Source organism: Acidovorax sp. 22279 (assembly GCF_052045435.1).
GTDB classification, from domain to species: Bacteria; Pseudomonadota; Gammaproteobacteria; order Burkholderiales; family Burkholderiaceae_C; genus Acidovorax; species Acidovorax delafieldii.
In genome coordinates this window covers 74974-87913 of the sequence record NZ_JBQEOV010000009.1, presented here as the reverse complement: position 1 = coordinate 87913, position 12940 = coordinate 74974, and the positions used below count along the sequence as shown (strand labels likewise).

General features: G+C 64.2%; 24 protein-coding genes. 17 read left to right on the top strand and 7 right to left on the bottom strand.

Translation table 11 applies throughout. The annotated features are described in order from the left end of the window. Positions 1–37 precede the first annotated feature (37 nt). From ACTJKQ_RS13290 to ACTJKQ_RS13280, 3 genes are all read right to left on the bottom strand, one after another. Entirely contained in the window at positions 38–331 is a 294-nt protein-coding gene (locus ACTJKQ_RS13290) for a hypothetical protein (protein WP_440597092.1), read from the bottom strand. Beyond that, a complete protein-coding gene (locus tag ACTJKQ_RS13285; RefSeq protein WP_440597091.1) occupies positions 331–813 on the bottom strand; it encodes a phage regulatory CII family protein in 483 nt (160 codons plus the stop codon). Before ACTJKQ_RS13285 ends, ACTJKQ_RS13290 begins: the two co-directional genes overlap by 1 nt. 201 nt (positions 814–1014) lie before the next feature. Next, positions 1015–1269 carry a helix-turn-helix domain-containing protein gene (locus ACTJKQ_RS13280; protein ID WP_440597175.1) on the bottom strand — a complete coding sequence of 85 codons (255 nt, stop codon included), beginning with the start codon at positions 1267–1269 and terminating at the stop codon, positions 1015–1017. Positions 1270–1323: 54 nt separating this feature from the next. On the opposite strand from ACTJKQ_RS13280, the gene ACTJKQ_RS13275 reads away from it, so the two are divergent. Beyond that, positions 1324–1707 carry a helix-turn-helix domain-containing protein gene (locus tag ACTJKQ_RS13275; protein WP_440597090.1) on the top strand — a complete coding sequence of 128 codons (384 nt, stop codon included), beginning with the start codon at positions 1324–1326 and terminating at the stop codon, positions 1705–1707. A 52-nt stretch (positions 1708–1759) separates the two neighbouring features. On the opposite strand, the gene ACTJKQ_RS13270 is transcribed toward ACTJKQ_RS13275, so the two are convergent. After that, positions 1760–2122, bottom strand: a complete 363-nt coding sequence (locus tag ACTJKQ_RS13270; RefSeq protein WP_440597089.1) for a hypothetical protein — start codon at positions 2120–2122, stop codon at positions 1760–1762. A 289-nt stretch (positions 2123–2411) separates the two neighbouring features. On the opposite strand from ACTJKQ_RS13270, the gene ACTJKQ_RS13265 reads away from it, so the two are divergent. Continuing rightward, a complete protein-coding gene (locus ACTJKQ_RS13265; RefSeq protein ID WP_440597088.1) occupies positions 2412–2555 on the top strand; it encodes a hypothetical protein in 144 nt (47 codons plus the stop codon). Next, a complete protein-coding gene (locus ACTJKQ_RS13260; RefSeq protein ID WP_440597087.1) occupies positions 2552–2758 on the top strand; it encodes a hypothetical protein in 207 nt (68 codons plus the stop codon). Before ACTJKQ_RS13265 ends, ACTJKQ_RS13260 begins: the two co-directional genes overlap by 4 nt. 2 nt (positions 2759–2760) lie before the next feature. On the opposite strand, the gene ACTJKQ_RS13255 is transcribed toward ACTJKQ_RS13260, so the two are convergent. Next, positions 2761–3099, bottom strand: coding sequence for a hypothetical protein (locus tag ACTJKQ_RS13255; protein WP_440597086.1), 339 nt, complete (start codon positions 3097–3099; stop codon positions 2761–2763). A 66-nt stretch (positions 3100–3165) separates the two neighbouring features. Here ACTJKQ_RS13255 and ACTJKQ_RS13250 point away from each other — a divergent pair, with 66 nt between their 5' ends. Genes ACTJKQ_RS13250 through ACTJKQ_RS13185 form a run of 14 tightly spaced genes read left to right on the top strand, consistent with a single transcriptional unit; the run spans position 3166 to position 10895 of the window. Beyond that, positions 3166–3291 carry a hypothetical protein gene (locus ACTJKQ_RS13250; protein WP_440597085.1) on the top strand — a complete coding sequence of 42 codons (126 nt, stop codon included), beginning with the start codon at positions 3166–3168 and terminating at the stop codon, positions 3289–3291. After that, positions 3288–3557, top strand: a complete 270-nt coding sequence (locus tag ACTJKQ_RS13245; RefSeq protein ID WP_440597084.1) for a hypothetical protein — start codon at positions 3288–3290, stop codon at positions 3555–3557. Before ACTJKQ_RS13250 ends, ACTJKQ_RS13245 begins: the two co-directional genes overlap by 4 nt. Further along, positions 3554–3703 carry a hypothetical protein gene (locus ACTJKQ_RS13240; protein ID WP_440597083.1) on the top strand — a complete coding sequence of 50 codons (150 nt, stop codon included), beginning with the start codon at positions 3554–3556 and terminating at the stop codon, positions 3701–3703. Before ACTJKQ_RS13245 ends, ACTJKQ_RS13240 begins: the two co-directional genes overlap by 4 nt. 14 nt (positions 3704–3717) lie before the next feature. Further along, the gene (locus ACTJKQ_RS13235; protein ID WP_440597082.1) at positions 3718–4041 is read left to right on the top strand and encodes a hypothetical protein; all 324 of its coding nucleotides are present in this window, start codon (positions 3718–3720) and stop codon (positions 4039–4041) included. Beyond that, a complete protein-coding gene (locus ACTJKQ_RS13230) occupies positions 4038–4718 on the top strand; it encodes a hypothetical protein (RefSeq protein ID WP_440597081.1) in 681 nt (226 codons plus the stop codon). The genes ACTJKQ_RS13235 and ACTJKQ_RS13230 overlap by 4 nt, the downstream gene beginning before the upstream one ends. After that, positions 4715–5080, top strand: coding sequence for a hypothetical protein (locus ACTJKQ_RS13225; RefSeq protein WP_440597080.1), 366 nt, complete (start codon positions 4715–4717; stop codon positions 5078–5080). The genes ACTJKQ_RS13230 and ACTJKQ_RS13225 overlap by 4 nt, the downstream gene beginning before the upstream one ends. Beyond that, positions 5077–7365, top strand: coding sequence for a ParB/RepB/Spo0J family partition protein (locus tag ACTJKQ_RS13220; protein ID WP_440597079.1), 2289 nt, complete (start codon positions 5077–5079; stop codon positions 7363–7365). Before ACTJKQ_RS13225 ends, ACTJKQ_RS13220 begins: the two co-directional genes overlap by 4 nt. Beyond that, positions 7362–7760, top strand: coding sequence for an ASCH domain-containing protein (locus ACTJKQ_RS13215; protein ID WP_440597078.1), 399 nt, complete (start codon positions 7362–7364; stop codon positions 7758–7760). The genes ACTJKQ_RS13220 and ACTJKQ_RS13215 overlap by 4 nt, the downstream gene beginning before the upstream one ends. 47 nt (positions 7761–7807) lie before the next feature. After that, positions 7808–8278 carry a hypothetical protein gene (locus ACTJKQ_RS13210; protein WP_440597077.1) on the top strand — a complete coding sequence of 157 codons (471 nt, stop codon included), beginning with the start codon at positions 7808–7810 and terminating at the stop codon, positions 8276–8278. A gap of 2 nt (positions 8279–8280) precedes the next feature. Continuing rightward, the gene (locus ACTJKQ_RS13205; protein WP_440597076.1) at positions 8281–9543 is read left to right on the top strand and encodes a hypothetical protein; all 1263 of its coding nucleotides are present in this window, start codon (positions 8281–8283) and stop codon (positions 9541–9543) included. Continuing rightward, on the top strand, positions 9543–9983 hold the full coding sequence (locus tag ACTJKQ_RS13200) for a hypothetical protein (protein WP_440597075.1): 441 nt from the start codon (positions 9543–9545) through the stop codon (positions 9981–9983). The genes ACTJKQ_RS13205 and ACTJKQ_RS13200 overlap by 1 nt, the downstream gene beginning before the upstream one ends. Then, positions 9983–10336, top strand: a complete 354-nt coding sequence (locus ACTJKQ_RS13195) for a DUF4031 domain-containing protein (protein ID WP_440597074.1) — start codon at positions 9983–9985, stop codon at positions 10334–10336. Before ACTJKQ_RS13200 ends, ACTJKQ_RS13195 begins: the two co-directional genes overlap by 1 nt. Then, positions 10333–10530, top strand: a complete 198-nt coding sequence (locus tag ACTJKQ_RS13190; protein ID WP_440597073.1) for a hypothetical protein — start codon at positions 10333–10335, stop codon at positions 10528–10530. The genes ACTJKQ_RS13195 and ACTJKQ_RS13190 overlap by 4 nt, the downstream gene beginning before the upstream one ends. Further along, on the top strand, positions 10527–10895 hold the full coding sequence (locus tag ACTJKQ_RS13185; protein WP_440597072.1) for a helix-turn-helix domain-containing protein: 369 nt from the start codon (positions 10527–10529) through the stop codon (positions 10893–10895). The genes ACTJKQ_RS13190 and ACTJKQ_RS13185 overlap by 4 nt, the downstream gene beginning before the upstream one ends. On the opposite strand, the gene ACTJKQ_RS13180 is transcribed toward ACTJKQ_RS13185, so the two are convergent. Both ACTJKQ_RS13180 and ACTJKQ_RS13175 read right to left on the bottom strand, forming a co-directional pair. Next, positions 10876–11574: a hypothetical protein gene (locus ACTJKQ_RS13180; RefSeq protein WP_440597071.1), complete on the bottom strand. Its 699-nt coding sequence runs from the start codon at positions 11572–11574 to the stop codon at positions 10876–10878. The two genes, ACTJKQ_RS13185 and ACTJKQ_RS13180, sit on opposite strands and share 20 nt — an antisense overlap. 13 nt (positions 11575–11587) lie before the next feature. Further along, the gene (locus tag ACTJKQ_RS13175; RefSeq protein WP_440597070.1) at positions 11588–12778 is read right to left on the bottom strand and encodes a tyrosine-type recombinase/integrase; all 1191 of its coding nucleotides are present in this window, start codon (positions 12776–12778) and stop codon (positions 11588–11590) included. Positions 12779–12940: the final 162 nt, after the last annotated feature.

Below are 12940 nucleotides of genomic sequence, written 5' to 3'. Positions count from 1 at the left end.
CACCGCCAGCGGCGTTCAGTGCAAAGGTCATAGGGTGTCAGCCGCCCCATACCCGCAGCACTGCGCTCAAGTCCACAAAGCCATCATCCTGGTCATCCACCAGGGCGGCTGGCACATACTCGGCTACCGGCTTGTTGCGGTAGTCCACCTGCCGCGCGCGCGGGCTACGCAGCTGCTTGGCCCGCACCATGTTTGGCAACGTGTTGCGCGCGGCCTGCAGTCCCACGCAGGCACGGGCCGCAATCTCCTTCAGCGTGGGGCCACGCTCCACAGTCGCAAGCTCGCAGCAGGCATTGAACAGCGCCTGGCGCACTTGACCGGCGGGCCGCATCACTTGCCCTCCCACTTGGCCATCGTGCGGTCGTGCTTGGCCTGCATCATCTGCAGCAGCACCTGCCCCGCCCCCACCAACTCGGCCCACTTCGCCTGAATGTCGCGCAGCTCGCGGGTGCTGATCTCGTTGTCCTTGTCGGCGTTGGTCACCGTGGTCACCACCTCGGCCAGGTCGCGCATCAGTTCGGCCACCGCCGCAGCCGTCACCTCATCCAGGCCATGGCCGTGGGGCGGCAAGGCCAGCAGCGTGCAGCCCACCGCCTCAGCCACCCGCGTGGGGTATTCCAGGCAATGCTGCGTGCCAGCGTCCACGCACATGGCCGCAATCTCGGCCGCATCCACCGCGCCCAACTTGTACTGGGGCGCCGCGCGCAGTTCCTTCTCCAGCGTGCTGGGCGACTTGCCCAGGCGGGCCGCTACAGCCTCCACGCCACCAGGGTAATGGCGCACCGCGCGCCGAACGGAATCAAGAACGTCCATCTGCTCCACCTGTCAAAACGCTACAGACACACACGGCCGCGCAGCAAGACACTGCGGGCCATGACAACGAGAAAAGAAAAGCGCACCACCACGCAGCCGCACAAAGCGCCGCGCACCTGCCCGCGCGCGGCACACCATGAGGGGGAGAACTTGATACCCGGCCGTGCGGCCTGGAGCGTGGCGGGCGCCGAAAGTGAATCGCTAGGCATGCGCCATGCCCTGCCCTTGGGTGGCGGCGGCAGGTACGACCTGCGCCACCTGAATGCCATGTTCTGCGGCCAGCCGTTCGGCACCGCCTGCCAGATCGATCAACGCCACCGCGACGCTGTAGCGCGGATCAGTCAAACGCCCATCCGCAATGCGGCAGATAGTCGATTGATCCACGCCAGCCGACTCAGCCAGCTTTCGCTGGCTGAAACCTTGAGCTTTGAGTAGTCGGATGATTTGTGGCCACATAGCAAAATGATGCATCAATGCATTATCACACATGATGCATCAACGCATCGCTACATGCAAGCCCCTCCCGACAATGAGCGCATGCATGAAAAGACGCGCGAAATCATCAGGAAACTGATGGCTGACAACGACATTCGCAGCGAACGCCAACTGGCCATTGACTGCAACATGTCGCAGACCACGCTCAACAGATTCTTGAAGGGCGACACCGACTCGTTGGACTTCGTCCACCTGCAGACGGTGGCTCATCATTTCGGGCTCACGGTCTCCCAGCTGATTGGGGAGACACCATTCGATGAAGACCGCAAGGTCCGCATCGTGACCCTGGCAATGCAGCAAATGCCAGAGTACAAAAAAGATGTGTTAGTAGCGACTAGCTCTGCGCTTAATGAACCAGCGGGCGACAACGGCCATCCCCGCGCCGCCAACGGACACTAAACCGCCACCACCGCCAAAACGCGCGGGGCTGCGGGTCATCAGATAACCGGGTCTACATGGCCTTGCGGATGTGGCTCACATCCGTGAGGCCAGATCTGGCGCACTCCTTGTTCCAGTTTCCACGGGACATATTTCGCCGCACGGCGACCATCTCAGTGGTGACGGCATTGAAACTGTTCTTTGCCCGATAGACGATGCATACAGGACCGCCAGACACAAGCCCGGCCTGCACCACCTCGAATGAACTCGGGTCTTTGGCGCTTGCCTTGACCAGCTTCGCAGCTTTTACAGCGAACTGAAAATCAGCCTCAGCATCCGCCGCTTTGGGGTCCGGCGCGGCATGACACGCGCCCGAAAACACCGCAGCAAGCAAAGCCAGTCCAAACGCCCGAGAGCGCGGCCGAATCTTGGTCATAGGCACCTCCAAAACCATAGGTTACGAAAAAAAGTGCCGAAAGTGATGCATCAATGCATTGACAGAACATGATGCATCAATGCATCATGCGCCCCACGTTCACCAAACGAGGGCCGAAATGCAATCCCACCCCACCCCCAGTGCACACGTGTGTACAACCCTCCCACCGGGCGATCTGGCCCTGCGGGACAGATTTCCTAACTCAACCGACCACGGACGCATATCGCTCATTAGCGACTGCGGTCGCGTTCTGCGGTCTTACACCCGCACCTTCGAGGAATCGTACGGCGTGCCCGTCGGCACTTGGCGCTCTTTTGAAGAGCGCGTCGACGACACGGGCGACAGGTGGATAAAGCAGACCTGGAGTGTTCACTACGTGGTGGACGACTTCGGCTTTCTGGCGCGGGTTGATGGCAAAGGCGGTGCAGCATGAGCAGCGCCGTCGCTCACCTATTGCGCCAGATGCAGCTGGACCCGCGCCTGGCATGGCTCATAGGCCCCGGCAGCCGCAGCTATGAACTGCTGACCGAGGAGGCCGCGAAGGCGAACAGCCTCGACGTTGAGGAGTTGCGCAAACAGCACGGCGCGACCCTCAAGTTTGAACGGTGGCCCCGCCAGGAAGGCGGTGCAGCATGACCTCAGTGCACCACCTTGTACCCAGCCAGCCGCTCCAGGCGCGCGCTGTAGGCCTTCCAGTCGGATGGGCTGGTAGTCGGTACACATCCATCCAGGTAGAGGTATATGCAATCGGGGTTGGGATCGCCCTTGCAGGACAGAGCAGTGATCTGTGCAGCGCTAAGGGCACGCTTGAACTTGAAGCGAATGGGAAACGCGTCGTAGTCGACCCGCTCCGTAGTCGAAAAGCCGAGGGGTTTGTAGCGCCTGTTCAGGGCGATGTAGCTGCCATCGGCCTGCCGCTGCAAGCAGTAAACCAGCATCAGCTGACGCAGTTCAGAAGTGGTCTCTCTCGTTGCCATAGTAGTGCCCCCTCCCGGGCAAAAGCAGCCATTCTGAGCCTGCCACAGGGCTGGGGCAAGACAACGATGGCACCAGCGCTGGCAGCCTTTTTGGGCCTCGACTGCATCGTGGAGGAATGGCACCCGGCACAGAGCCTACTGCCCGGCGCGCTGCACCTGACCAACGAACTCGTGGAAGGCGGTGCAGCATGACCGCCCGCCAGCTGCACATCGTGCAAACCACAGGCGCCGCAGACTTCCTCGGCCCCCTCAACGGGGACCGCCGTTGGTTCGTCGTGCAGGCAGACAAGCCCGCACCACTCCACGAGTTCCGCATCAAGGTGCCCGGCCACAACCCATTCCACGGCCTGTTCCCCAACGCCGGTGCAGCCCGCCTGCAGGCCGAGCAGATCTACCCCGACTCGTACCCCGCCAGCGTGGTGTGCACGTCTCGCCAGCGCCAGGAGGCCCGCCCATGAGCGCCCCCATCCAGCTCATCCGCCTGCGCACCCGCCGCACCCGGCACCAGGGTCTGCGCATTGCCGCCCGCATTGGCATGTTCGCCCTGTGCGCTGCGGTGTTCCTCACCGTGTTCGCCTGGGTGTACCTGCACCTGCCCCGCTGACAAAGAGGCCCGCCATGCCCACGCAAACCAGCGCCATCACGTTGCGGATACGCGGCCTGGTCACCAGCAGCGTCTACCGCCTCACCCGCCACGGCCTGCCCGTGGTGGAGCTGGAGATCGCAGACCGCGCCACCGGCCAAACCGTGTGCATCACACACCGCTACCCCAACGGGGGCACCGCCAGCTGCACCGCAGCGCGCGCCCTTGCCGCCCGCATGCGCGGCCAGCTGGCCGACCTGCAGGCCATCAACCCCAAGTTCAAAGCCAAGCGCCTGGAGTGCGAGGCCGACCTGATCAACCCACCACAAACCGGCGCAGAACGCCTCGACCTTCAATGACCAAGTTCACCCACGTTATCGGCCTCACCGGCCCCATGGGCAGCGGCAAAGACACCGTTGCAGACCTGCTCACCACACACTGCGGCGCCCACAAGATGGCCTTTGCCGACGCCCTGCGCGCCGAGATCGTAGAGGCCTACTGCATCGAGCACGTGTACCTCACCCGGCGCGAAACCAAAGAGCACCCGCTCAGCGCCCTGGCGCTGTCCCGTTGCCTTGACAAGGCTTTCGTTGACCGCATGTTCATTCAGCACCGGCTTTTCGACAACGGCCAAGCGGCATTGGACGCCCCCCGCAGCCCGCGCCAGATCATGCAATGGTGGGGCACCGAATACCGCCGCGCTGCTCAGCCCGGCTACTGGGTCAGCAAGGCCGCGCAGCACATCCACTGGCGCCACAAAGCCATGGGCGACCGCCTCATCGTCATCACCGACGTGCGGTTTGAAGACGAAGCCAACCTGGTGCGCGGATTGGGCGGGCAGATCTGGCAGATCAAGCGCCCCGGCTGCGACGTGCCAGCCAGCGCCCACGTGAGCGAAGTGACGGGCGAGGCTTTCACCCCCAACCTGGTCATCAACAACTGCCACGACATGCGCCACCTGCAGCAGCTGGTGCTGGGCGGCTACCTCGCGCACGCTTGCCGCGTGCCAGGCCTGCGCGTGGAGGTGCCAGCATGACCCGCGCCCGCCCCACCCGAGGCACCGACAGCATCACGCTGGCCAAGCCCAACGAAACCAGCGTGCACATCGTGCGCCCCAAGCCCGCACCGCTGCGCCAGGCAGGCCTGCAGGCCATCGGCACCACCACCACATCGGCCCACGGCAAGCCCCTGATCAGCCCCGTGGCCAGCCAGGCCGAGCTGCTGGCCCGCCGCAAGAGCGAGCGCCTGGAGCGCGCCACCGACCGCACCCCCGTGCGCAACAGCACCATGCGCGGCCCCGCATACACCTGCCCCGAGTTGCGCACCAACCCCTACCGCCCAGGCAGCGCCGACGCGTACAGCCTGCCCAGCCGCACCAGCTTCGCAAAGAAGGGATGAGCACCATGGCAACCGCCGTACACGACACCGTCACCCAGGCCCTGCCCACCCCCGGCGCAGGCCCCCGCCTGATGCACACCCCCGTGCACAGCATCGCCCCCAGCCTCACCAACCCGCGCAAGACCTTCGACCAGGCCAAGCTGCAGGAGCTGGCCGACAGCATCAAGGCCAGCGGCGTGCACCAGCCCGTGCTGCTGCGCCCCCTGCCCGCGCACCGGCTGGAAGACACCCACCGCGAGGCCCGCGCCAACAAGCGCCCCGCACCCGAGTTCGAGCTGATCGCGGGCGAACGCCGCTGGCGCGCCAGCCAGCTCGCAGGCCTGGCCGAGATCCCCGCCATGGTCCGCCCCATGACCGACACCGAGGCACTAGAGGCCCAGGTCATCGAGAACCTGCAGCGCGAAGACGTCACCGAGCTGGAAGAGGCCGAGGGCTACGAAGTGCTGATGCGCACCGGCAACCTCAACGCCGACCAGGTGGGCGCCAAGATCGGCAAAAGCCGCAGCTACGTCTACGCCCGCCTTAAGGTGCTGGACCTGTGCCAGCAGGCCCGCGAGGCCCTGCGCGAAGGCAAGATTGATTTCAGCAAGTCCTTGCTGATCGCCCGCATCCCCGATGAGACGCTGCAGGTCAAGGCGCTGGACTTCTGCCTGGGCCGCGCTGGCTACTACGGCCCCGACGCCCCCAGCTACCGCGCATGCGCCGTCCACGTGCAGAACAACTTCATGCTCAAGCTGAGCAGTGCCAAGTTCAAGATCACCGACGCCACCCTGGTCCCCAAGGCAGGCAGCTGCAGAGAATGCCCCAAGCGCACCGGCGCCAACCCCGACCTGTTCCAGGACGTGGACAGTGCAGACGTGTGCACAGACCCCAAGTGCTACCACGCCAAGGAAGAGGCCCACAGCGTAGCCATCAAGAAGGCAGCGCTGGACAGCGGCGCGCACATCATCGAAGGCCGCGAGGCCAAGGCCTTGATGCCCAGCCCATACAGCGGCGAGGTGAAGGGCTACCTGCGGCTGGATGACAAGAACGACAGCCCCACCGACAAGCCGCTGCGCAAGCTCATCGGCAAGGCCATGGAGCAGCAAGGCATCAAGCCCACGCTGGTGGCCAACCCGCACAAAGATGGCGAACTGGTGGCCGTCATCACCCCCGACCAGGCCGAGGTGCTGCTCAAGGCCGTGAACCAGGAAGAAGCCGCAGCCAAGATCGAGCAAGGCGCCCAGCTCGTGGCCGACCTCGACAAACGCCAGGCAGCGGCCCAGGCTAAGACCGCATTTGAAGAGCAATGGCGCTGGGACCTGTTGACAGCCACATGGGACCAGATCCGCAACGGCACGCACGAAGCGCCTTCGGACGCAGTAATGCGGGGCATTGCCACCACCATGGCAAAGGGCCTCAACCAAGACCGCGCCAAGAAGCTCTGCAAGCTGCTCGACCTGGGCAAGGTGGCGCCCGTGGCTGGCTTGCTGCAGTACATCGCAGACACCGAAGCGCCTGCCGATGCATTGCAGCTGATGGTGATGTTCCAGGACGTGGAATACCGCTACTGGATCGCCCCCAGCGAGGCCAACACAGCCCTGCTGCAGGTGGCCCAGGACTACGGCGTCGATCTGGACAAGATCAAGGCCCAGGCCAAAGCGAACCAGCGCGCCGCCGCCAAGGCCAAAGCCGACCGCGAAGCCGCTAAAGCTGCAGCCCCCGAAAGTGCTTCTACCCCTAACCCCGCTGCGCAAACTATACCTACGCGCGAGGGAGGCAAGGCCAAAGGGGCCAAGGGCAAAACCACCCCCGCTGCGCAAGCCCGCGCTACCGCGCCCAAGACCACGAAGGCCGAGGCGGCTGCGCAGATCGCCGCTGCGCTGGCCGAGACCGAAGGGAACCAGGACCAGGCGCCTACGGCGCATGGCAACGAAGGCGCCCCCGCTCCTGCGGGCGGTGGCGCGGGTGACGCCGCGCCCAGCAACAGCGCCGCGCCGGTAGGTCCGTCGGTCGCGTGGCCATTCCCGAACGGCTGGGCCGAAGCAACGGCGACCGACTCCGCAGCCGCGCCCGCTGGTGAGGCCGGTGCAGACGCAGAGACAGGGGCAGCAGTGGAAGGGGGCAGGCTCAAGGGTGGCGACGTAGCCACCGTGAAGGCCACCGCAGCCAACGCCAAATGGCGCGGCCGCAAAGTTGTCGTGATGGGCATTGGCGCCACCATCAAAGTGCGCCAGGCAGACATGCCGCCCGCAAAGGCCGAGCGCTGCAGCTTCTTTGCTGAGGATCTGGAGGCGCTGGAATGATCAGCAAAGCCATCAGCATCCGCCAGCCCTGGCCATGGCTCATCACCATGGGCTACAAGCCCGTGGAAAACCGCACCTGGGAAACGCTCTGGCGCGGCCCCGTGGCCATCCATGCCAGCCAAGGCATGACGCGCGGCGACTACGACGACTGCGTGGCCTTCCTGCTCAGCCACCCCAGCCTGCGCCACATCGTTGACGCGCTGCCAGCGCCCCAGGATCTGCCACGCGGTGGCATCGTCGGCAAGGCCCACCTGGTGGCGTGCACACGTGCGCACGAATCGCCCTTCTTCACCGGCCCCTTCGGCCACGTGCTGCAGGGCGCCGAGCCCGTGCCCTTCCATCCTTGCAAGGGTGCGCTGGGCTACTTCAAGTTGCCGCAGGGGATCATCGTATGACCCACGGCCGCAAACCCCGCCAACCGCGCACACGTGCGCAAAACCCCATGCGCCTCGCCGCCTGGCAGGCCGCACGCCTCAGCAAACCCCAGGTCGAAGCCATCATGGCCCCCTTGTGCCGCGCCTTCACGGCCATGCGCGAGGGCGTGGCCACCGAACTGCAGTGGGCACACCTGGTCAGCGCCTTGAATATCGCCGACTCGATCTCGCTCACCAGCCCGGTGCGCGGTACACGTGGCCACATCACACCGGCGCAGCACGCGCTCGACGGCTTCATGCGCAGGGCCACCCAGGCCAGCGGCGAGTGGCTGGCCACCGAGCTGTACCTGGAAGAGCGCGACCTGATTCGCGACGCCCTCGACGTCTACCAGGCGCTGCTGCGGCACATCACCCGCGCCGACTTCCAGCGCGCCGAAGACCACGCCCTGGCCGACGTGCGCAGCACCGCCGGTGCTGCAGGCGCGGCCATCCTCACCCATACCCCCGCTGGCGTGCAGCTGGCGTTTGCAGGAGTTTGACCATGACCAACGGAACCGCCCTCACCGCCATCCACCGCGCAGCCCTCAACCTGGTCACCGAGGCCCAGCGCTGCGGCGTGGTGGTCACCATCGAGACCACGCCCCACCAGCCCCTGGCCATGGGCAACCACGACATGAGCGTGTCGGTGCGCGAGGCCCGCCGCCCGCCCCCGTTCGCGGCCGACTACAGCGCCCGTCTGGGCACCGAGCTGCTCGGCATCGTCGCAACCGCCCGAGCCCAGGCCAAACGCATCATCGAGGGAGACGGCGCCCCAAGCGACCTCGCCCAGGATCGGCGCGACCTCCCCGAAACCCTGCAGGTGATCCACCACGCCGTGCAGCACGGGCTTGTGTCGCTCACAGATCCCGGCTCCACCGACTACGCCCAAGAGCTGCAGGCCCTACGCAAGAAGGTGGCCACGTACGAGGCGCGGGATGCGCTGGGGCGGATGCATCCGCCAGCAGGCGAGCCTGGCCCGGACGGCAAGGAATGGGCAAAGACAGCCGCTGGCTACGCCCACGTGGAGGCAATGCTGCCTCGCGCCGATGGCCAAGGCCGTGGGCCGTTTTGGTACGGTTGGGCTCTGCGCGGCGCCTTTGTGGCTGGTGCTGAGTGGCAGGAGGCGCGGGGCCTGCAGGCTGGCAAACCATCGTGGGACAGCCACACCTGGCCGCAGATCGTGCAAGACTCATCAGGCAATTGGTTTGGCGTCCGCGAAGGCTGGACCATGAGCATGGTCGGAACTTTCAAGGGCGATGAACTGAACCTACTGCGCGAAGATGGCGAGTTCCTGCAGCGCGGTACACCCTCGCCCAACTGGCGCACATCGCTCGAACAGCGCCCAGCCGCATCGCTGGCCCAGGACTATGCCCCCCTCACAATCGCCGAGGCGCGTGACCTGACCTGCATGCTTGCCGGTGCCCCTTGGCCCGACGAAATGCTGCCTGAGCTGCAGCAGCTCCTTGGCATATACGACGGTCTCCGCGCGCACGGCCAGCGCCCCGTTGACCCGGCCACGCTGCCACGCAAAGTCGCCAAGGAGGTGATGAAGACCGGCCTGTTGCCTGCCACCGAACAGCAGCCCACCCCATCGGCTGCGCCCGCAGTGGTTCCGCCTGCAGCCATAACCGCATCGACCATGCGGGACGACGGAGGTGAAGTCCCAGCCTTCTGCCTGATGGCGGCCTACCGAACCGAGGCCGAAGTGCAAGCAGCCTGTGCCCTGCTGGGTGTGTCGATTTCAACGCCACAAGGAGGTGTGTGATGGACCACTTTGGAATCGGTGCAGCCATCTATGGCGCGGCCCGCGTCTATTTCCAATCAGCCAGAAGAACCGGCCGCACCACGGCGCTGCTCGATGGCCTGAAAGACGGCGACCGGGTGTGCTGTGCCACCGGCGATGAGGCCCGACACCTGGAGCGGCAATGCAGAGAGCGCGGCCTGCAGGTGCAGGTCTTCACGCTGCCGCCCAACCAGGCATTTCAGGTCTTCGACCGTGGCACACCACAGGGCCGAACCATCTTCGACCACGGATGGGTTGAGCTGTACTACCTGGCAGCGCTGGAGAATGCACGCGCCGAGCTTGATCACCTGCAGCGCCAGGCATCTGGCTTCGGTGCAGCGCACTTCGAGACTCGCGCCAAGGCCCGCGAGCTGGCGAACTGGGGCTTTCCTTCGGACACGACGAAGAAGGGAGCGCGCTGATGCCCGTCTACGTTGACGACATGCACCTCTACCCCATGGGCCAATTCGGCCGCATGAAGATGTCCCACCTACTGGCCGACACCGACGAAGAGCTGCACGCCATGGCCGACAAGATTGGCGTGGCCCGCCGCTGGCACCAGGCGCCACCGCGCCATGACAGCCACTACGACATTGCACTCAGCAAGCGCGCCCAGGCGCTCGCCCATGGCGCAATCTCGATCACCCTGCGCCAGGCCAGCGCCATGAACCTGCGCCGCCGCGCCACCGGCCAGCTGGGCGACCCCGCCACGGCCGAGGCCTGGGTGGAAGAGTTCAGGGCCGCAAAGCGCGCTGTGAAGGAATCCACGACATGACCACCGACTGGTACACCGCCGATAAGGCCTACCAGGCCCACCACAGCCAGTGCAACACCTGCAGGGCTGCAGGCGCCCGCCCCGGCCAGCTGCAGCGCTGCCCCACCGGGCAGGCGCTGTGGGACACCTACAACCAGGCGGGCATACCGCCGCACCTGATGACGCAAGCCGCACGGAAAGGCCCAACAACATGATCGGCACCACCCCCGTGGCCGAAGGCCACACCCTAACCATCGAGCAGGCTGCAGAAGTCCTGCAGTGCGACACCGACACCGCTGCGGTGCGGTTCAACAGCGGCGAGCTGCCAGGCGTCAAGTTTGGCCGCCGCTGGGTGATCCCTGCCCCGGCGTTCTTCAAGCGATTGAACGAGCTGGCACTGGAAGAGGCAGAGCGCCGCCGCAATCAGCTGGCAGAAGAACGAGCTGCAGCCGCTGCCAGAGCCAAATCGCCGCAGGCAATTTCAGTCCGGGAACCAGCGGCTGCGCGAGGCAGAAAGCGCCAACCGCTACCCGTCTTGCCGCAATTACCTAACGCAGTCTCTAGAGGCGTTCCAGCGTGATGATGAATATTTTCCCCAGAAGATATATATAGGTGACAATTGCCAAAATCATCGGCAGCTTAGCCGTCACAAAATGCTCGTCATTCGATATCATTTGCCAAATCGAAACAACACGCATCCAATAAACGACACCGCGAGGCAGTTTGTATTTAAGGTGTCTTGGGACACCTCTTCCAACGATTAACTCCAGAGCGCCGTGCCTTGTGCTGGACAACCTCACTTCAAGAATACCAACCCGGTCAGGTCCTGGCGGCGTCATGCCACCGCTATCCAGTTTTACAGTGATGGTTGTTGAACCACCTTCTCTATACTCTTCAATTTCACGGTCGAGGCCCTCCCAATCAAAGATGCGGCAGCGTTTCGACGCGCGACCATGCTTTTCATAATCATCAATCACATGTTTGATGTAATTGAATACCGCCGAATATGGGATGCTCTTAATTAGTTCAAGATAGCTACCACCATCTTTATACTCCTTGGTATAAGAAAAGCGCATTGCCAAGTAGAGCAATACGACCAAGGAGAGCACCGTAGTTTTAAACGGATCAATTGAGGGAAGCTGAATACTGGCAAGAGCAAGCAGAGTCTTTGCATCGATGCCTAAATACCACCCCATCAGCAAAGCCGCGCAATAAACCAAAAGGTTTCTTCTAACCTTATCTGGTGTGTCGTCGAACATTCACAGCCCTCTCTTATCGCAGCCGATCTGCAAAATCCTCTGCCCTAAAACTCGCATAGCGCGCCCCCATCCGACTCCCCGGCGCCCAGCCCATGATCTTGTCGATCTCAGCCTCGCGGAACACCCAGGCCCCCGTCTTTGGGTCTCGCAGCTCGTACCACCTGCAGGTGGCCTCATGGCGCAAGTCGTGCTCGGTCAGTCCCTCGCATTTAGCGTACTCGAAGATCCGCCCGAACTGCGTGGCCAGGCGCGACGACACACGGTCCATTTCCTCATTGGTGCGCTCACCATTCCACCACGGGAAGATCAGGCCCTCCGGGTCGGCAGGCAACGTGGCGAGGTAGTCCTGCAGCACCTGGTGCAGCTCGCGCCGCATAGGCACGTCTCTGAACTTCACCTTGCCCCGCCACTGTTTGCCTGATCGCACGCGTACGGTTCGGCGCTCTAGGTCCACCTGGCCGCGCGTCAACGTGTAGGCCTCACGCAGCCGCATCCCCGTGTTGTAGATCAGCAGAAACAGCACGCGCAGCGCTGCCTGGTGGCGCAGCTCCAGCGGCCGCTCACGGTCATCTCGCTTGAAGCCGTCGATCACAGCCAGGATCTGTTCCAGCTCGCCAGGCAGCAGGCGCCGGTCCCGCACCACGTCCTCCTTCACCACCTTGATCTTTTCATCTGGCTTGGCGTTGGCGGCCAGCTTGGCGAGCATCTCGGCATCACGCTCGTTGTAGCTGGCGGCGCCTCGGGGCAGCAGCTTGAGGGGGTTGCCCACCAGCGCATCCGGGTGCTTACGCAGCCACCAATCGAGCGCCCTGGACAGTGAGCCCACCCGCTTGCGAATCGTGCCTGGCGCGAAGTTGCGCTCGATCTTGAGCGACTGCACCCAGGACTCTGCCCACTGATAGGTCACCTGGTTGATCCTCACCTCGCCCACCTCGCCCACCAGCAGCTCCAGCACCGGCACATCGGTGCTGGCCGGGTGGCCCGAGTTGATCCAGGCCGTCAGCACAAAGCGCAGCTTTTCCTGCGGCGTGGTGGTCTGGGGCGTGAGCAGGTCCGCAGGAACCACGCCAGCGGCCAGCAGCAGGTCGAGCTGCTCGCCAAAGGCAAGCGCCTCGGCTTCAACGTCAAAGGTCCGGTAAAAGGGTTTGGGCAACAGCTTGTTGCGCACGCACAGCTCATAACGCCCCGTGGGGGTCTTCCTCACACTTGCCACAGCTCCACCCGCGTCAGTTTGATTGGCCGCGAGTGTACTGGCGTGCTCGGACAAAACGAGACTTAACGCGTGGTTCTCCCGCAGATCGTGCGCGGTTGAGAACGATTTGGAGCGATTCCAGAGCCGGAAAACAAAAACGGACCGCTAAGGTCC